Origin of the sequence: Parabacteroides acidifaciens (assembly GCF_003363715.1) — a bacterium.
Taxonomy (GTDB): Bacteria; Bacteroidota; Bacteroidia; order Bacteroidales; family Tannerellaceae; genus Parabacteroides; species Parabacteroides acidifaciens.
Genome location: NZ_QREV01000049.1, coordinates 1 through 19,352, shown reverse-complemented (window position 1 = coordinate 19,352; position 19,352 = coordinate 1). Strand labels below are relative to the sequence as shown.

16 protein-coding genes are annotated in these 19,352 nt (G+C 47.9%); 6 read left to right on the top strand and 10 right to left on the bottom strand.

Going from position 1 to position 19,352, the window contains the following annotated elements; translation table 11 throughout:
* The first annotated feature begins 73 nt into the window (after positions 1–73).
* Both uvrA and DWU89_RS16330 read left to right on the top strand, forming a co-directional pair.
* Entirely contained in the window at positions 74–2,860 is a 2,787-nt protein-coding gene (uvrA, locus tag DWU89_RS16335; RefSeq protein ID WP_115500713.1) for an excinuclease ABC subunit UvrA, read from the top strand.
* Positions 2,861–3,041: 181 nt separating this feature from the next.
* Positions 3,042–5,351, top strand: coding sequence for an outer membrane beta-barrel family protein (locus DWU89_RS16330; protein WP_115500700.1), 2,310 nt, complete (start codon positions 3,042–3,044; stop codon positions 5,349–5,351).
* A gap of 38 nt (positions 5,352–5,389) precedes the next feature.
* Here DWU89_RS16330 and DWU89_RS16325 read toward each other — a convergent pair whose 3' ends face one another.
* The 9 genes from DWU89_RS16325 to DWU89_RS16285 form a co-directional block, all read right to left on the bottom strand.
* Positions 5,390–6,637 carry a peptidoglycan DD-metalloendopeptidase family protein gene (locus DWU89_RS16325; protein WP_115500699.1) on the bottom strand — a complete coding sequence of 416 codons (1,248 nt, stop codon included), beginning with the start codon at positions 6,635–6,637 and terminating at the stop codon, positions 5,390–5,392.
* A 210-nt stretch (positions 6,638–6,847) separates the two neighbouring features.
* Positions 6,848–8,944 (bottom strand): ATP-dependent DNA helicase RecG, encoded by a 2,097-nt coding sequence (gene recG / locus DWU89_RS16320; protein ID WP_115500698.1) that lies wholly within the window; start codon positions 8,942–8,944, stop codon positions 6,848–6,850.
* An 18-nt stretch (positions 8,945–8,962) separates the two neighbouring features.
* Positions 8,963–9,664 (bottom strand): 2-C-methyl-D-erythritol 4-phosphate cytidylyltransferase, encoded by a 702-nt coding sequence (locus tag DWU89_RS16315; RefSeq protein ID WP_115500697.1) that lies wholly within the window; start codon positions 9,662–9,664, stop codon positions 8,963–8,965.
* On the bottom strand, positions 9,664–9,861 hold the full coding sequence (xseB, locus tag DWU89_RS16310; protein WP_115500696.1) for an exodeoxyribonuclease VII small subunit: 198 nt from the start codon (positions 9,859–9,861) through the stop codon (positions 9,664–9,666). Before xseB ends, DWU89_RS16315 begins: the two co-directional genes overlap by 1 nt.
* A 21-nt stretch (positions 9,862–9,882) precedes the next feature.
* Entirely contained in the window at positions 9,883–11,214 is a 1,332-nt protein-coding gene (gene xseA / locus DWU89_RS16305) for an exodeoxyribonuclease VII large subunit (RefSeq protein ID WP_115500695.1), read from the bottom strand.
* A complete protein-coding gene (locus DWU89_RS16300) occupies positions 11,195–12,565 on the bottom strand; it encodes a S8 family peptidase (RefSeq protein WP_115500694.1) in 1,371 nt (456 codons plus the stop codon). Before DWU89_RS16300 ends, xseA begins: the two co-directional genes overlap by 20 nt.
* A gap of 100 nt (positions 12,566–12,665) precedes the next feature.
* On the bottom strand, positions 12,666–13,133 hold the full coding sequence (locus DWU89_RS16295) for an Lrp/AsnC family transcriptional regulator (RefSeq protein ID WP_115500693.1): 468 nt from the start codon (positions 13,131–13,133) through the stop codon (positions 12,666–12,668).
* A gap of 170 nt (positions 13,134–13,303) precedes the next feature.
* The gene (locus DWU89_RS16290) at positions 13,304–14,032 is read right to left on the bottom strand and encodes an FKBP-type peptidyl-prolyl cis-trans isomerase (protein ID WP_115500692.1); all 729 of its coding nucleotides are present in this window, start codon (positions 14,030–14,032) and stop codon (positions 13,304–13,306) included.
* A 14-nt stretch (positions 14,033–14,046) separates the two neighbouring features.
* Positions 14,047–14,634: an FKBP-type peptidyl-prolyl cis-trans isomerase gene (locus DWU89_RS16285; protein ID WP_115500691.1), complete on the bottom strand. Its 588-nt coding sequence runs from the start codon at positions 14,632–14,634 to the stop codon at positions 14,047–14,049.
* Positions 14,635–14,882: 248 nt separating this feature from the next.
* Here DWU89_RS16285 and DWU89_RS16280 point away from each other — a divergent pair, with 248 nt between their 5' ends.
* Both DWU89_RS16280 and DWU89_RS16275 read left to right on the top strand, forming a co-directional pair.
* Positions 14,883–16,073, top strand: coding sequence for a glycoside hydrolase family 76 protein (locus DWU89_RS16280; protein WP_115500690.1), 1,191 nt, complete (start codon positions 14,883–14,885; stop codon positions 16,071–16,073).
* A gap of 12 nt (positions 16,074–16,085) precedes the next feature.
* Entirely contained in the window at positions 16,086–17,555 is a 1,470-nt protein-coding gene (locus DWU89_RS16275) for a glycoside hydrolase family 125 protein (RefSeq protein ID WP_115500689.1), read from the top strand.
* A gap of 229 nt (positions 17,556–17,784) precedes the next feature.
* Here DWU89_RS16275 and DWU89_RS16270 read toward each other — a convergent pair whose 3' ends face one another.
* Positions 17,785–18,219, bottom strand: a complete 435-nt coding sequence (locus DWU89_RS16270; protein WP_115500688.1) for a helix-turn-helix domain-containing protein — start codon at positions 18,217–18,219, stop codon at positions 17,785–17,787.
* A gap of 200 nt (positions 18,220–18,419) precedes the next feature.
* Here DWU89_RS16270 and DWU89_RS16265 point away from each other — a divergent pair, with 200 nt between their 5' ends.
* Together DWU89_RS16265 and DWU89_RS16260 are read left to right on the top strand one after the other, a co-directional pair.
* The gene (locus tag DWU89_RS16265; RefSeq protein ID WP_147292135.1) at positions 18,420–18,830 is read left to right on the top strand and encodes a hypothetical protein; all 411 of its coding nucleotides are present in this window, start codon (positions 18,420–18,422) and stop codon (positions 18,828–18,830) included.
* A 194-nt stretch (positions 18,831–19,024) separates the two neighbouring features.
* A partial coding sequence (locus DWU89_RS16260; protein WP_147292134.1) for a hypothetical protein occupies positions 19,025–19,352 on the top strand: 328 nt, incomplete at its 3' end.

The window sequence follows — 19,352 nt, the reverse complement described above, 5'->3', positions numbered from 1 at the left end:
GAATGCCAATCGTTTACTTGGCAAAACGGCATTACTTTCCTAACTTTGCAGGATGGTTATCAAGGAAAAGATTATGTCCGAAAACAATTCTATATTTATCCAGGGAGCCCGGATCAATAACCTGAAAAATATTGATGTCGAGATTCCCAGAGACAAGTTGGTCGTTATCACCGGCCTTTCCGGTAGCGGAAAATCATCATTAGCATTTGATACGTTATATGCCGAAGGGCAACGACGCTATGTCGAAAGCCTTTCGGCATACGCACGCCAGTTCCTGGGACGTATGAGCAAGCCGGAATGCGACTATATAAAAGGCATTCCCCCCGCAATCGCAATCGAACAGAAGGTCAATACCCGCAACCCCCGTTCGACGGTCGGCACCTCTACGGAGATATACGAATATCTTCGCTTGCTCTATGCCCGTATCGGGAAAACGATTTCTCCCGTTTCCGGAATGGAGGTGAAGAAACACCAGGTGAGCGACATCGTGAAGGAAGTGCTCGCCTATCCCGACGGAACCCGTTTTGCCGTCTACGCCCCCGTTGTCTTGCCGGAAGGACGCGGCATAAAGGAACAATTGGAAATCTTGCAGAAGGAGGGATACACCCGTCTGTCCATTAACGAAACCATTTACCGGATAGGCGAAGTGTTGGCTGATAATGCCTTACTCTCGTCCCCCGCGATCGAATTGCTGATCGACCGTCTGGTCGTTTCCAGCGACAAGACATTGAAAAGCCGTCTGGCCGACTCTGCCGAAACAGCGTTCTTCGAAGGGCACGACACCTGTATCATCCGTATTTATGCACCCGAAGGGACCGTCATCAAAGAATATTCCAAGAAGTTCGAGGCGGACGGCATAACGTTTGAAGAACCCAACGATATGATGTTCAGCTTCAACAATCCATTGGGTGCCTGTCCGACCTGCGAAGGCTTCGGCAAAGTGCTCGGTATCGACGAAAACTTAGTGGTACCGGACAAGAGCCTGTCCGTCTTCCAGGGAGCTGTTGTCTGCTGGAAAGGAGAAGTGATGGGCGAATGGTTGCGGGAGTTCATCGCCAAGAGCGAGAAATATAATTTCCCGATCCACCGTCCCTATTATGACCTGACGCAGAAGGAAAAAGACCTGCTCTGGCATGGCGCACGCGGACTGCACGGCATCGACGACTTCTTTAAATTTGTGGAAGAGAATCTCTACAAGATACAATACCGCGTGATGCAGGCGCGTTATCGCGGCAAAACAATCTGCCCGACCTGCAAAGGTTCCCGCCTGCGTCCGGAAGCGCTGTATGTAAAGGTCGGGGGAAAAGATATTGCAGAGCTGGTCACGTTGCCGATCACGGAAGCAAAAGCTTTTTTCGACAATCTGCAACTCGACGAGAACGAGGCGGCTATCGCCCGCCGCCTGTTGACGGAAATCACCAACCGCCTGCAATTCCTGCTGGATGTAGGGTTGGGCTACCTGACGCTCGACCGTCTTTCCGCCTCTCTCTCCGGCGGTGAAAGCCAGCGTATCAACCTGGCGACTTCGTTAGGCAGCAGCCTGGTCGGGTCTTTGTATATATTGGATGAACCGAGTATCGGACTCCATTCACGCGATACGGATCTGCTGATTAAGGTGCTCCGCCAATTGCAGGCATTGGGTAATACGGTTGTCGTAGTCGAACATGACGAAGAGATCATCCGTGCCGCCGACTATATCATCGATATAGGTCCGAAGGCCGGCCGCTTAGGTGGCGAAGTTGTCTATCAAGGGGATGTCAACGACCTGCGGACCAGCAGTAACAGTTACACAGTCCGCTATCTGACAGGCGAAGACCAGATTGAAGTCCCTGCCTTCCGCCGTCTGTGGAACAACTATATAGAGGTGAAAGGGGCCCGCAAGAACAATCTGAAAGGAATCGACGTGAAGTTCCCGCTGAATGTGATGACGGTGGTGACAGGTGTCAGCGGTTCCGGTAAAAGTTCGCTGGTTCGCGATATCTTCTACGAAGGTGTCAAACATTATCTGGACGACGCGGCGCGCCTGATGGTCGATTGCTCCGGTCTGGAAGGCGATATGCATCTGATCAAAGGCATCGAGTTTGTCGACCAGAACTCCATCGGCAAGAGTTCCCGTTCGAATCCGGTGACCTATATCGGCGCCTACGACGAGATCCGTAAACTCTATGGTGACCAGCCTCTCTCCAAGCAGATGGGCTATTCGGCAGCCTACTTCTCTTTCAACAAGGAAGGCGGCCGCTGCGAAGAATGTAAAGGGGAAGGGAAAATCACTGTCGAAATGCAGTTTATGGCCGATATCACCCTCGAATGCGAGAACTGCCACGGCAAACGCTTCAAGCAAGATGTCCTCGACGTCGAATATCACGGGGCAAGCATCTACGATATGTTAGAAATGACCGTCAACCAGGCGATCGAGTTCTTCGAACAGCATCCGGGCGCACAGGAAAAGAAGATTGTCAAGAAACTGAAGCCCTTGCAGGATGTCGGGTTAGGTTATATCAAGCTCGGACAGACTTCATCCACACTGTCCGGCGGTGAGAACCAACGTGTGAAACTCGCCTACTACCTCGGGCAGGAGAAGCAGGAACCGACGCTATTCGTCTTCGACGAACCGACCACCGGTCTGCATTTCCATGATATCAAGACACTGCTGAAAGCCTTCAACGCCCTGATCGGAAAAGGCCATACGGTTGTGATCATCGAACATAATATGGATGTAATCAAATGCGCCGACTATCTGATCGACCTGGGGCCGGAAGGTGGTAGCGCCGGTGGCAGCCTGGTTTGTGCCGGGACTCCCGAAGAGGTGGCGATGTGTGAAGCGTCCTATACAGGAAAGTATTTGAAGGATAAACTTTGATCCGCTTTTGCCAAACTTCTATTTTGCAGAGGCAGAAAGAGGAGAAGCAGACTTTTCGCTAATTTCACATCTGGATACCAACATCTTACACGCATAATTGCAAATCAGAAAAGGTGCGATGCATGCACCTTTTCCGGTCTTTTCCTTCTACATTTGAGCATAAAACAAATATAGAAGAACAATGAAAAAAGCAATTATCTTACTGTTGTGTATGCTTCCTTTTTACAGACTGTCGGCACAAAACATCAGCGGAATTTTGACAGACAGCAACCGCCAACCGATCGAATATGCCAATATCATAGCGCTCAACCCGGCCGACTCGGCATTCGTACAGGGGACCACAAGCGACCACAAGGGTGCATTCAGCATTGCTGTCCCCGACGAAAAAGCTTATATTATCAAGGTTTCCTGTATCGGTTACCAGACCGAATACCGGAACGGTAACGGCGCAATCGGCACTCTCACGCTGAAAGAAGATGTACATCTGATTTCCGAGGTGGAGGTTAAAGGGCAAATGCCGACATTCCAACTTAAAGGAGACAAGTTCGTCACACAGGTACAAGGAAGCCTGTTAAGTAAATTGGGTACGGCCAACGATGTATTGGAACGGATTCCCGGCATAGAAGGAAGACAAGGCAAATTCACGGTCTTCGGGAAAGGGACGCCGATTATCTACATCAACGGACGCAAAGTCTACGATGTCTCGGAACTCGAAAAGATAACTTCGGATGAGATACGCTCCGTCGACCTGATTAACAATCCGGGAACCGAATATGACGCATCAGTGAAAGCCGTTCTGAAAATACGGCTGATTCGCAGAAAAGGTGACGGATTCAGTGTCAATGCGACCAGCCAGTTGAGCCAGACACACCGGACCAGCCATTACCAGCAACTGAACCTCAACTACCGGCACGGAGGACTGGACATCTTCACACGCCTCTCCTTCCAGCAATGGAAAGACTGGCAGCAGCAGGAGAACAACCAGACTATCAAGGCGGACACGGTATGGAACATCCGTAACCGGCTGCATTTGGAGTCGGACGGCGGCTCTACCTACTCAGCTTCCGGCTTCAACTACGAACTGAATGAAAACCACTCATTCGGAGCTCAATATTCCGGTACTTTCAGTATGGAAGGAAACGGAGGATGGGTGTCCGATATGGATATCACAGCCAATGGAACGGCAGACGACCACATACATAACGTCTTTACGGAAACCGCCAACCCCGCCCGCTACCATTCGGTAAATACCTATTACCTGGGAAAGGTCCGGAATCTGGATATAGATATGAACTTCGATTATATCAAAAATAAAAGCGGGAAAGAGCAGGAATCCGTCGAGGACAGCCAGATAGGGAATGACCGTATTGTCAACACACGGTACGAAGCGGATAACGACCTGTATGCCTTCAAGCTCACGCTCAGTCATCCCGCAGGGAACGGAACTCTGAAAGCCGGGACCGAAATGAGTTGGACGGAGCACCGGGACAGTTATGTCAATCCCGAACATATCCTACCGGACAGCAGGAACAGCCTGAAAGAGGCACATAGCGCAGCCTTTGTCAGTTACAGTATCCCGCTGCAATCCTGGTATCTCTCGGCCGGACTTCGTTACGAACATATCCGCAACCGCTATTATGTAGACAATGTTTACAACGAGACACAGAGCAGGAATTACGACAATATTTTCCCGAATCTTTCTCTCTCAAAGGCATTCGGAGACGTACAGACGTCCTTGAGTTACAACGCCTATACTTCGCGTCCTTCCTATAGCTCGCTAAGCAGCAACCGGCAATATAACGACCGTTTCACTTATCAGGGCGGAAACCCGTTCCTGCAACCGACAACCACCCACGATGTCACGCTCAACATGAGCTATAAATGGCTGTACTTCGTTGCCTCTTACCAATATAATAAGAATGCGATCTGTTCTTCCATCGAACCATATGAAGACGATCCTCAACTTTGCATATGGATTCCCCGCAATGTAAAGAAGAAACAGGATCTATGGGTCATGCTGAATGCCTCTCCCAATATCGGTTGCTGGCATCCCTCCTTTTCAGTCAGCCTGATCCGCCAGTTTATGAATGAATGGACCGTCAATCCGGACCGGAAACCCTATCATCCACGATTGTATGCCGGCATACAGAACATGTTCAACCTGCCGCACCACTTCATACTGAACGTAGACGGGATGTGCAAAAGCGATACCTACGAAGGCAAAGCCTGGCGTCCGGGCTTCGGCAGTGTCCACATCGGACTGTCCAAAAGTTTCCTGAAAGACGAAGCGCTGACCCTGCAAATACGGGCATTCGATTTGCTGAAAGCTTTCCGAAATTCCGGACGATATTATGCCGATTCCATCACTTTCGACACTTGGAACTACAGTGATTCGCGCAGCCTGACCGTTACCGTCCGTTACAAATTCAATACGGCAAACAACAAATATAAAGGAAGCGGAGCCGGGAATAAAGAAAAAAGCCGCCTGTGAAACACAGACGGCTACTAACATTATATCAAATCTTTCTATTATGAACAACGAAGTGAACGACCTAATTTCAGAACCGTAGTCTTGGTAATACCGTTCAATTCGCAAAGTTTCGAAACTGTCGTGCCATACTTGGCTGCGATAGCACCTAACGTATCACCGGATTTCACACGATGATAATGCGGAGTTTCTTCCTGCTGGGAAGCCGTATTTTTATTCTGGCTTATGGAAGCGACTGCTGCTGCATCGGCGGCGACAGTCGTTTTTACTGTTTTCGTTACATTAGCCGAAGCAACCGGTTTCGTCTTCTCCACCTTCGTAGAGGTAGCGGCACCCGCACTACAACGAATAGACTGGCCGATCCGTAAAACCGTCGTTCCTTTCAAACCGTTCAAGCGGCACAATTCATTGACTGTTGTTCCATACATACGGGCGATCTTACCTAATGTATCGCCGGACTTCACACGGTGATAGACCAGACGGTCGGAAGAAGAGGTGTAAATATTGCTTCTGCGTCCGTTAATCTTTACATTATGGAAAACATATGTATCCTGATGGGGGACACCATTCTCGAAGTCTATAATTTCGGCCGGATTAATAGCCTGTCCCAAAAAGCGTGTTTCAAAATGAAGATGGGAACCGGTAGAACGTCCTGTATTACCACCTAAAGCAATCGGGTCACCTGCGTGGACAATATCGTTCGGGGTAACAAGTATTTTAGATAAATGGCCATAAACGGTTTCAAGGCCGTTCGGATGACGAATCACGACGTAATTACCATATCCGCGACGTTCAAAGTTCTTAATACGGACTTTACCGTCAAATGCAGCACGGATTGTATCTCCAACAAGGACTTTCAAGTCGATTCCCCTGTGCATACGACGACGACGGGGACCATATTTGGATGTGATTCGCGCCATGGAATCCATGGCTATCGGATAGACGAAAGAAGAACAATCTATAGCAAACGAATCCGGGAAGTTGACCTTTGCCGTTCCCCGGAACGGGTCTACCCATTGGTTTTCCCAATTGGAGCCGTATAATTCTTCCGCGGGGAACATTAAACTCTCCCTTTCCTCCATTGCTTTCTCATCAAAAGTAGCCAGTTCCTTCAGTTCCATATTTTTACGGATACCGACGCGATCCGCCATTAACTCGGAAACACGTTTGTCCAGCTTCTTTATATGTACGACTTGCGTTGGAGCGTCTTTGTCTTTTTGTGCTTTTACCTCTACGGCCGATACCAAAATAGTGGTACAACAAATAAATAGTAATGCCTGTATCTTCATTATTTTTATCACTTTCAATCAGTAATCCGTGACAAAGGCCATGAAATAGAATGGCTTGTTTCATTGTCATCTCGTCAAAGTTCGTAATTTTGACCAAGCCGACAAAATTCAATCTGGAAAAATTTCCGCAATGAAAATAAAGAAAAGTAAAACAAGGCTTTATATCCGTTGATTTACAACTAACTGTAACAAAACATGTTTCACAACATATTAGCTTATCATACCCCAATTTACCTTCTTGGAAAAGAGGACTTTTAGCCTTTCGTTCAATATCCGGTTGGGTTCGGATAACAAATCGGGGTCTTCGTTCAAAACCTCCTGTGCGATATCGCGTGCAAACTGAAGGATCTGTCCGTCGGCTGCCAGGTTGGCGATTTTAAGGTCGATTCCTTCTCCACTCTGGCGGGTTCCTTCCAAGTCTCCATGACCACGCAGACGTAAATCGGCTTCGGCAATCTCAAAGCCGTTGTTACTATTCACCATTATTTCCAGACGCTTGCGGGTTTCGTTGCTCAATTTATAGGAAGAGACAAGGACACAATACGACTGCTCGGCTCCACGTCCTACACGACCGCGAAGCTGGTGCAACTGGGAAAGCCCGAAACGTTCGGCACTCTCGATGACCATCACAGAGGCGTTCGGCACATTTACGCCGACTTCTATCACGGTTGTCGCCATCAGAATCTGTGCTTCACCGGAGATAAACTTCTGCATTTCAGTTTCCTTATCCGCCGCTTTCATCTTTCCGTGAACCATGCAAACCTGGTATTCAGGAAAGACCTCTTTGAAAGTCTCGAAGCCCTCTTCCAGATTCTTATAATCCAGCTTCTCACTGCCTTCTATCAACGGATAAACGACATAAACCTGCCGCCCCTGCTGAATTTCCTTCCGAAGGAAATCATAGAGCTGGGCTTTTTTATTGTCATACCGGTGTACGGTCTGAATCGGCTTACGTCCGGGTGGCAATTCGTCAATCACGGATACATCCAGGTCACCATACAAAGTCATGGCAAGCGTACGCGGAATAGGTGTTGCCGTCATGACCAGCACATGGGGAATAACCGCGTTTTTCGTCCACAACCGGGAACGCTGTTCCACCCCGAAACGATGCTGCTCGTCAATAATCGCCAGGCCGAGGGAAGAGAAGACGACCGTCTCTTCGATCAAAGCATGCGTCCCGATCACAATCTGTATCTCGCCATTAGCAATGGCAGGCAAGATCCGACTCCGTTCTTTCTTCTTTGTCGAACCGGTCAGCAGGGCAACTTTGATATCCATGTCTTTCAAGAAACCCATGACAGTCGCATAGTGCTGGGTCGCCAGGATTTCCGTAGGAGCCATCATACAGGCCTGGCAATGGTTATCGACTGCCAACAGCATAGCAAGCAAAGCAACCAGCGTCTTACCGCTTCCGACATCTCCTTGCAACAGGCGGTTCATCTGTCGCCCGCTCCCCATATCGGCACGAATTTCGCGAACGACACGTTTCTGGGCATTTGTCAGCTCGAACGGCAGATACTCTTTATAGAATGTATTAAAATAATCTCCGACAGAAGGAAATACAATCCCTTTCAGCTTCATTTTCCGCAGATTGGCCGTACGGAGAATATTAAGCTGGATAAAAAACAGTTCATCGAACTTCAGGCGCAATTGCGCTTTCCGCAGTTTATCCACAGATTCGGGAAAATGCACATTCCGGATCGCTTCCGAAAACGGCATCATCTGAATACGGCTTAACACAGCCGGAGAAAGTGTTTCCGGCAACGTCCAGTTCAGGCCGCTCAACAGGGTATATTGCAAATTCTGGATTGCCCTCGAGTTAAGAAAAGACTTCTTCATCTTCTCGGAGGTGTTATAGAACGGCGTCAGGCCGTTGGCCACCTTATCCGCCTGATCCACCGGATCTATATCCGGATGAGGAATATTATAGATGTGTCCGAACTCGGTCGGTTTCCCGAATACGATATAATCGACTCCCGTCTTAATCTTATCCGTGACATAGTTAAGCCCTTTAAACCAGACCAGATCGATTGTCCCGGTTCCGTCCGTAAACTTCCCGATCAACCGTCTTGCACGCCCTTCACCGACTGTATCGAAAAACAAGATACGTCCTTTCATCTGTATATAAGGCATATCGCCGGTCACCTCCGCGACCTTATAGAAACGACTCCGGTCAATGTATTTATACGGAAAGTAGAACAGCAAATCTTCATACGAAGAAATGCCGGCTTCCTTCTGCAATATCTCTGCCTTCTTCGGGCCTACGCCCGGCAGATACATGATGGAACGTTTGTCGAGATCGAGCATATACCTCGGATATATTGATTATGTATGCTGTTTGAGTAATGCCTCCGCCACCAACAAGTCGAACGGAGTCGTAATCTTGATATTTTCCCGGTTTCCCGGAACTGTAACGATACCGTGTCCAAACGCTTCGACAACCGATGCGTCATCGGTGAATAAGTCCGTATAAGGTTGTTCGTATGCCTTCGCCAACAGATCATAGTCGAATACCTGCGGCGTCTGTACCGCCTGATAGCGCGAACGGTCGACCGGATGACTCGTCCCTCCGGTAAACTCACGTAGCGAATCGACAACCGGAACAACCGGAATTGCGGCACCGGAAATTTCCGCTTCCGTGAAACATTTGCTTATGACTTCAGGAGAGACAAAAGGACGCACCCCGTCGTGCACAGCCACCAAGACTTTCTCATTCCTTCCGGATGCATTTCCTATTTCTTCCGAAAGGGACTGCAATCCGTTCCGAACGGAATGGAAACGCGTTTCGCCTCCATTTGCAATCCGATGCGGCACCTTACAGCCGATCTCCCGGCAAAGCATCTTCCAATACGGCTGATGATCTTCCGGCAAAACCAGGATCAGGCCGGCCGACGCATCCCAACGGTGAAACGTTTCCAACGTATGCATCAGGACAGGCTTTCCCTCCAACGGGATAAACTGCTTCGGCAAATCGCCCCCCATACGCAGTCCCCGACCTCCGGCAACTATCAGGACGTATTTCTTCATCACTCCAGTTCCTCCAATACTTTTTTCACCTCTTCGTCCGCCTTATAGAGCTTTTCCTTGCACAGCTTGATCAGCCGCGTCGCTTCCTTTACTTTTTCGGAAAGGATGTCCACATCCAAGTCGCCGTTCTCTATGTCGGCCACGATCTTACGCAGTTTCTCTACGGCTTCGTTATATGTTTCTATCTTTTGTGACATATTCTGTTGTTTTTGTTATTCTTACGATATGATTGAACGGACTTCGCCATCGGCAAAACGGGTTACCAACTCATCCCCAGCCTCTAATCCGGCAGCCTGTTTGATGATTTTACCGTTTTTCAGTGTCAGGCTGTAACCGCGCTTTAGCACATAATCCGGGGAAGCCATCTTGATAAACTGTTCGGTCAACTGGAGAAAGCGGTTACGCTCTGCCAAACTGCTTTCCGCACGGTTTGCCAAACGCACTTGCATCGCTTCCAGCTTCGATGCCCATTGGTTTAGAAATGCATGGGCATCCGTTGGTAATTGCATGCCTATCCGTTGGAGCAGCGAACGATTCCGCTCGATCCGGTTTATTGCCAAGACAGGCAGACGGCTCCCTAACGATTGCAGGAAGTTCTTTTGTCTGGACAGAATATCGGTTGCCAACGAACAAACGTCCTGTTGCAGCTCTTCCACTTCCCCGGCCGCTTTATCCATCTGCCCGATCAGAAACTCGGCTACGGCAGTCGGCGTCTTCATCCGGGTATGCGCCACCATATCGAGGATCGTATCGTCGCGCTCATGTCCGATGCCGGTTATGACCGGAAGCGGGAACTGCGCGCAATTAGCCGCCAGCAAGTACGAATCGAAACTATTCAGGTCCGAAGTTGCACCGCCGCCCCGGATAATGACCACAACATCAAAACAGTCAATATGCCGGTAAACGCGATCCAGTGCAGCAATCACAGATTCCTCCGTCCGCTCTCCCTGCATAAGAGCCGGGAACAGTTTCGTGTAGAAAGGATAGCCTGCTTTGTTATTTGCCAGCTGATTCAGAAAATCTTCATACCCGGCAGCCGTAGGCGATGTGATTACCGCTATCCGCTTCGGCAAGGTCGGGAACGGCAATTCCTTATTCAACGTAAAGACGCCCTCCTCCTTCAATTGCCGGATAATCTCCATCCGTTTCCGGATCATATCACCCACTGTATAAGCAGGATCTATATCCAATACCGTCAAACTGTAGCCATACAATTCGTGAAACTCGATCGAAACTTTGACCAGGACTTTCAGCCCGGAAGCAAACAATTGTCCGGTTTCCATCTCAAAATAAGGCTTCAGCATACGGAACGTTTTTGCCCAGATAGAGCCACGTGCCTTTGCGACCAGCTGTCCGGTTACCGGATTCTTCTCGATAAATTCCAGATAGCAATGGCCGGATGCAGCATTCGTGCGCACATCGCTCATTTCGGCACGTATCCAACACGTCTCCGGAAATGCGTTCAACACCGCCCCTTTCACCCGGTTATTCAGTTCCAGCAAAGAAAGCTCCTGCCGTTCCCGGTTTATATTATTTTGACCGTAAACCATTCTTTCTTTCCTTTTTATATGCTTTATAAAAATCAGGAATACCGTATCCGAATTCTTTATTCGGATGCTTATAGCGGTTAGACGAGCGATTCATCAAACGGATCACTTCCCGATTGTTTAGCCAAGGCAATGACTGCCAAAGACAAACGCCCATTCCCGCCAGGATAGGCGTCGCAAAAGAAGTGCCGTTTGCATACCGGATATTCCCATTCGGCCCGATCACACAACTGCCTGTTCCCAAAGCGACCGCATCCGGCTTTACCCGGCTGTCAGCCGTAAAGCCGACAGAACTGAAACTACTTTTCTTTTTATCTTCATCTATTGCACCGACAGTAAAGATTCCCGCCGCATCCGAAGGGAACGTTATCTTTTCCCAATCGCCGTTACCTTCATTACCGGCACTGCAAAACACCAGAATTCCCCTGTCGGCAGCCAGACTTGCCGCGCGGCTGATCATGGCTGTTTTCCCGTCCAGAGCCGACTGGTCATAAGAAAGCTCGTCCGCATCAAAAGAGAAATAGCCTAAGGAAGAAGAGATCACATCCACACCGGCACTGTCTGCATATTCAACCGCAGCCGTCCAATAATCCTCCTCTATCGGATATTCGGAATCACTATCCTCGCTCTTAAGCAAAAGATAAGAGGCTTTGGGAGCCGTCCCGACCATCACACCCGGAATATCGGCTGCCAGGCAGGAAAGAACTTTCGTCCCGTGATCGTCTCCGACAAACACACTTTTACCGGGGAAAACAATATTATATGTACCCAGCAAGCGCAACGAGTCGAAAGCCGATATCCGGTCTGCATTCATGAAACCGGCATCAATAACAGCCACCCGCATGCCTTCGCCCTGGAAACCCGCTTCATGCAGTTTGATTCCGTTCAGCATCCTGATCTGCTTCTCGGCATAGCCATATTCACGATCCTGCGGTTTGTCCGTAGACACGAACCGTTCTTCTCCCGTCTCTTCTGCGGGAACTTTCAGATTACCTTTCCATATCCACTTGACGGAATCGACAATGGACAATTGCTGCAACTGCCCGACGACAGTACTGTCCGCACTCTCAACCACGACAGTCGAAAACCATTTACTCTCCACAACCGGCTTCACACCCGTCTCCGACAGCATGTTGATATAAGAGCGGGATATAGGGAAATCGGCTGTTGTCACCGCAATATTATTTTTAGTCCTCCGTTCGATTGCCTGTTTGGACAAATAGGCTTCCGGTTCTTCCACCCGGTAACCGCCATCGCCTTTATCTTTGAGATAAACACGAAAACGATAGTTTTCCCCCGCCCAAAGCCAGGCAGGAAGACAGCATAAGAATATGATTGATAAAAACCTTGACATTCTTTTTACATTCCTCTTTTTACGCAAAAATACAAATTGTACGGCATATAAAAAAGCCCGGCAACTCATCCGAGGCCGGGCCTATATCTTTATATCATTACTATTCGAAAATATCGCAAATAGGAATTTCACGTTTCACGCTCTGACGCAGGGAAATAAGCGTTTCGGTTGCTGTCACTCCCGGGATTTCCTGGATTTGTGCATTCAACAATTCCATCAAATGCTCATTGTCGCGTGCATACAATTTGATCAGCATCGTGTACGGACCGGTTGTAAAATGGCATTCCACTACTTCCGGAATCTTCTCAAATTCAGGAACCACATCTTTGTACATCGAACCGCGTTCCAGTTTCACCCCGATATAGGTACAAGTGTTGTAACCCAATATCTTCGGATTAATATGATAGCCTGACCCAACGATCACATTCATATCAATCATGCGTTGCACCCGTTGATGAATAGCGGCACGTGAAACGCCACATTCTTCGGCTACATCCTTGAAAGGAATCCTGGCATTCTTTGAAATAATGTTCAAGATCTGCCGGTCCAGTTTGTCTATCTTTTCCATCGCTTGTCTACTTTACTTTCCTTTTTTAGATTTAATGTATCAAAAGTATATAATAAAATTCAATACTATATCATTCTGAAAGAAAAAAGTATGAAATAAATAATAAAAGCGGGCGAAAAATGCTATTTAACATATTTCGCCCGCCCAATTATGTATAAAACGACAGTTTCTTATTTCTTTTCAGCCGTGCTATCTTTGACGATATCCAGCAATTCAATCTCGAATTTCAATGTGCTGTTCGGTTTAATATCACGTCCCATACCTTGTGGGCCATAAGCCAATTCAGAAGGGATCCAAACGATATACTTAGAACCAACCGGCATCAACTGCAGAACTTCCGTCCAACCTTTGATCACGCCGCCAACGGGGAACTGAGCCGGTTCGCCACCATGATCCAGAGAACTGTCGAATTTTGTTCCGTCCAACAAAGTACCTGTATAGTGAACTTTCACTACATCTTCAGCAGTCGGTTTTGCACCTGTGCCTTCCGTAACAACCTGATATTGCAAACCGCTTTCGGTTGTGATTACGTCTTTCTTCGCTTTGTTTTCAGCCAGGAACTTTTCGCCTTCTTCTTTCGTCTTATTTGCATCTCTTGCAGATGCTTCGGTAAAGTAAGTCTGGATATAAGCCTGAGCGGCCTGCGGAGTCATCTTCATAGCAGAAGAATCGCCTTTGATAGCCTGAATGAAACCGGCGATCAGATCGTCAACGTTTGCAGGATCACCCGGCAGCGTTTTCAGATTTTCCTTATAACCAGCACCTGTGCTGATACCAATCGCATAGCTCACACTATCTGCGGCAGTCTTCAAAGATGCACTTTTGTGCGAATCGCAGGAGGTGAAACCCATGCCCATAGCTACAATCGCTGTAGCAACCAATACACTAATCTTTTTCATTTTTCTCTAATATGTTATTTTACTATATCCAATAATTCGACATCGAACACCAACGCGCTGTTCGGTTCGATTGCATCACCTGCACCGTGTTCGCCATAAGCAAGGTTTGCGGGGATGAAAAGACGCCATTTAGAACCAACCGGCATCAGCTGAAGAGCTTCCACCCATCCCGGGATCACCTGCGACACACCGAATACGGCGGGTTCACCGCGCTGTACGGAGCTGTCGAATACCGTACCGTTGATCAACGTTCCGTGATAGTGGCATTTTACCTTGTCGGCAGCAGTCGGTGTTGCACCTTCACCCTTCTGCAGGATCTGATATTGCAAACCGCTGGGTAATGTTACGACTCCGGCTTTTCCTTTATTAATATTCAGGAACTCCTCTCCGGCTTTCTTATTAAGCTCCAGTCTTTCTTTCTGAAGATTCATGAAGTAATCGTTGATAACCTGTTTTGCTTCATCGTAACTGATTTCCGGCTGTGCTTCACTCAACACGTCCTTCAATCCTTTTACAAAATCCTCAATCTGAAGATTATTGATGCCTGAGTTCTGGAAATTATTTCCGATACTTAAGCCCAGTGCGTAACTAACTTTATCCATTCTTTTTCTTTTCAACTAATTATGAACCACAAAAGTAATGCTTTTAACCAGACAAACAGCAAACGGCAACACTTTTTTATTACTTTTGTATCACTCACCAGTTTTTGTCCGATTATTCTAAGGTAAAACAGAGGGAAAAGAAGAATTGTTCAGTTCATAAAATAACCCCGGTTCATCACAAAGGCTGGACCGCTGTAATAGAATAAATTGTATATTTGCATTCTAATTACAATTTATTCTATTAGACCATGAAACTGAATATTTTCTCAATCATTCTTTGCGGAGGCCTGTTGTGGGCGACATCTTGCAGTAACCCCGCAACTACATCCGGTGCGAATCGCGACATCTCCATCGCCGACTCGATGTACACCAATATCCTGACCAAGTACAACGTTGAAAAATATGGTTTGCTGCAGGAGACCTATCCCGCCAATCCGAATAACCAGGTCACTTACCTGGCAGAAGGATCGGAGCAGAAACGCGATCAGGAAGTATCTTTCCTCTGGCCCTATTCCGGAATGCTATCGGGAGGGATTGCGCTTTACAAAACGACAGGAGATGCCAAATACCTGCAAAGCCTGGAAGAACGCATCCTGCCGGGACTGGAACTGTATTGGGACAACACCCGCGAGCCGAACTGCTATCAGAGCTACCCGATGTTCAACGGCGAAAGCGACCGCTTCTATGATGACAACGACTGGCTGGCAATCGACTTCTGCGACCTGTATGCGCTGACTAAGAACGAGAAATATCTGGAAAAGGCAAAAGCCCTCTATACCTATATATATAGCGGCTGGGACGATGTGCTCGGCGGCGGTATCTACTGGTGCGAACAGAAAAAAACATCCAAGAACACCTGTTCCAACGCACCGGCAACCGTTCTCTGCATGAAGCTGTACAACCTGACAAAAGACAACGCCTATCTGGAACAGGCAAAGAAAACATACGACTGGACCAAGAACAACCTCCGCGACCCGGAAGACTGCGTTTATTGGGACAATGTCCGCCTGGACGGAAGCATCGGCAAAGAGAAATACACGTACAACAGCGGGCAGATGATACAAGCCGGCGTCCTTCTCTACCAGCAATCGGGCGACGAAGCCTATCTGAAAGACGCACAGGAAACGGCCAAAGGCGCCTATCAGCGTTTCACCGAAGTACGCAAAGCCATAGACGGCACGGAAAGCCGTTTCTACACGGCCAGCCCGTGGTTTAACGTGATCCTGCTGCGCGGCCTGGTGGCCCTTTATGAAGTAGACCATAATCCCGAATATATCCGGACAATGGCCGACAACGCCCGCTACGCCTGGGATCACACCCGCGACGTGAACGGATTCCTCGACAACGACTGGACAGGCGTCAAGACCAAAAAGCATAAATGGCTGTTAGACAATGCCTGCATGGTCGAACTATTCTCGGAAATCAATAACATCAAATAAATAACAAACAAGATGACAACACGCAGAAACTTTCTGAAAACAGGCGGCCTCTCATTAGCAGGCCTGATGGTAGGGCAGAACTCATTTGCCCGTATGGCTGAAAAAGCCGGAAGCGGACTTACCGGCGATGCTTCCGCCATGCAATATGTTTGCAAACGTCCGGCACCGGAGAAACGTCAGTTCACATCCGATGCAGTGGAAAAAGCGATCGCCACCACAAAGGCGAAGTTGAAGGACCCGAAACTCGCCTGGATGTTCGAAAACTGTTTCCCCAACACACTGGATACGACTTGCGAACACAAGATGGTAAACGGCAAACCCGACACTTTCGTCTTGACCGGCGACATCCACGCCATGTGGCTGCGCGACTCATCCGCCCAGGTTTTCCCGCATATCCAGTTTGCTAACGACGATCCGAAAGTAAAGACTATGCTTGCCGGCGTAATCAACCGCCAGACCTGGTGCATCAACATCGACCCGTATGCAAACGGCTTCAACGAAGGTCCGACCGGCAGCGAATGGGAAAGCGACTTCACGGACATGAAAAAGGAATTGCACGAACGCAAATGGGAAATCGACTCTCTCTGCTATCCGATCCGCCTCGCTTACCATTTCTGGAAAACGACAGGCGACACCTCTCCTTTCGATGCAGACTGGGACAAAGCGATGAAAACCGTCTACAAGACTTTCATCGAACAGCAACGTAAAGACGACCTCGGCCCGTACAAGTTCAGACGCAAGACAGACCGCCAGGGCGACACGCTGTTGAACGACGGTTGGGGCAGCCCGGTAAAACCTGTCGGCCTGATCGTCTCCTCTTTCCGCCCATCGGACGACGCCACACTGTTCGGCTTCCTGATCCCGTCGAACCTGTTCGCCATCACTTCACTTCGCCAGTTGGCCGAGATGATGCGCGAGATCAAACGCGACAACGACTTTGCCCGCAAGTGTGACTCGCTGGCCGATGAAGTACAGGCAGCCGTAGACAAATACGGAGTTGTCGAACATCCTGAATACGGAAAAGTATATGCATTCGAGGTAGATGGCTTCCACAATCATGTCTTCATGGACGACGCCAACGTGCCGAGCCTGCTCGCACTGCCCTATTTAGGATGCGTGGATATGAACGATCCGATCTACCAGAACACACGCCGCCTGGTGCTCAGCGACTCCAATCCTTACTTCTTCCAGGGAAAAGCCGGCGAAGGTATCGGCGGACCGCATATCGGTTTCGGTTACATCTGGCCGATGAGTATCATCATGCGTTGTAACACGACAAACGACAATGACGAAATCCGCAAATGTGTCAAGATGCTTCGCGATACGGATGCAGATACCGGCTTCATGCACGAATCCTTCTACAAGGACGATCCTGCCAAGTTCACCCGCTCGTGGTTTGCTTGGGTAAACACATTGTTCGGAGAAATGATCTATCGCCTGGTGAAGGAAGGAAAGGTTGATATTCTGAATAATCTGGGATAACAAAGATATAAAGGGTGTTTAACCGTGGGGGTGTGTCAAAACTGTCCTGTTCCCGCGCTTGACGCGGGATCGCATTAAAACCGACCATATAAGCAACTGATTGATAAGGTCTGTTCTTTTGCGGCCCCGCGTCAAGCGCGGGGACAAGGGTGTTTTGACACATCCCCACACCTCGTTAAATCATCATTTAATTATAAAACAACTATTTATAGATAAACGCCCTTACTGCCTATTTTTCTTTCAGCAACTTCTCCAAAAGCGCATTCTTTTCTTTTTCAAGAGCAAGCATCCGTTCGTAAAGAGAGGCTTGTTCTTTATTTAGCTCCATTAGCTGGTCGACAGGGTGATTGACTATATTATCACGCTGCTGTTCTACCACACCGACATTACTGCTCCCTGTCTGGAAAGTATTATTCTCTATCACGATCGAAGTCGGGTTTTCTTCCAGCTTTTGAATAATTTCGGGGGAAATATGCAAGATATTCGCAATCTTAACCAAGAGATCTTCTTCAATCACTCTTTTCTGCTCTATACGGGACACGGATTGCTGGTTAATCCCCAACAAATCTGCAAGGACCTCCTGTTTCATACCAATTAATTGACGAAACTTTCTGACGTTAGCTCCTTGATGTACGTTCCCTGTTTTGATATCTTCTGTTTCCATTTCGCTTCTATTTATATATAGGATGAAACAAATATAAGAACTTTTATATCATTCTTATCTATTCGTGGGAAATAACAAGACAAGAATATTTTCCGGCACCCAAAAATATGTAGTAAAAAACACCTGCTCCTGTGTATTTTACACAAGTCCTAATGATCCGCGCTATTCCCGGTTCTACCTTTCTTTGCAAAAAACACATAATGAGAAAAATTTCTATACTGACAAGCGCCACGCTCCTCTTGCTGCTGATATTGGTTTGCAACACCTACAGAAAGCAAGGCGAAGAGCCTTGTTACGTCACCTATCAGGTTTCCACACACGATATACACCCGCATAAACTGTTAATTTCTTATCAAACGGAAGATTCATTAAAGACCTTTTTCTGTTACGACAACAAATGGGAAAAAGTAGTCAGACTGCCATCTAAAGAGCTCGCATCTATCTTCGTCCAAGATATCTTCGACCCGGAAAACGATTGTATCTATCTGGAAAAAGAGGAAACAACCTTCGGACGGGAATGGGACATCGATCCGATCTCCGTCCGCATCGTATATAAAAACAAAGTTGCATTGACAACAGGAAGCAAATTCCTTCAGCTTCATTTTAAATAAGAGAAGCATTCAAATATTCTTAATTGCAAGCCTGCGTTCTCACAAATGTAAACAGGCCGGATTCTATGCCCATGGAAATCAGATTGCATGGGCATGGAATTTTGAATGGATGGGCATGGATATTTTTTCAATATCCAAGGGCTTATTGTATAAAACACTTTTTTTAGCTTCGGAAGAGGCCCGAAACCAAACGAATGTTGATCCACTTTTCAGTCGCCAAAAATGGGCTTTTTACTCTTTCCTGGGAGTCTATTGCCGGGAAGTCAACCTTTATTTCATTTTCCCGGCACTTTATCGCCCTGAAGACGGTCGTCATACCCTATGAAGACGGTCGCCATTTAAATGAACACGGTCGCGACGGCGATGAAGACGGTCGTCATGGCGACAAGGTCCTAAAATTTCCTTTGAATATTTGGAACGCCGTCCGTCTTCGTTTTGCTACAGGCGATTCTCCGGGAGTTAAGCTTTATCACTTTGCCGGTGTTTCCGGTTTCCGGCAATCAAATTGCACGGTTTTTCAAA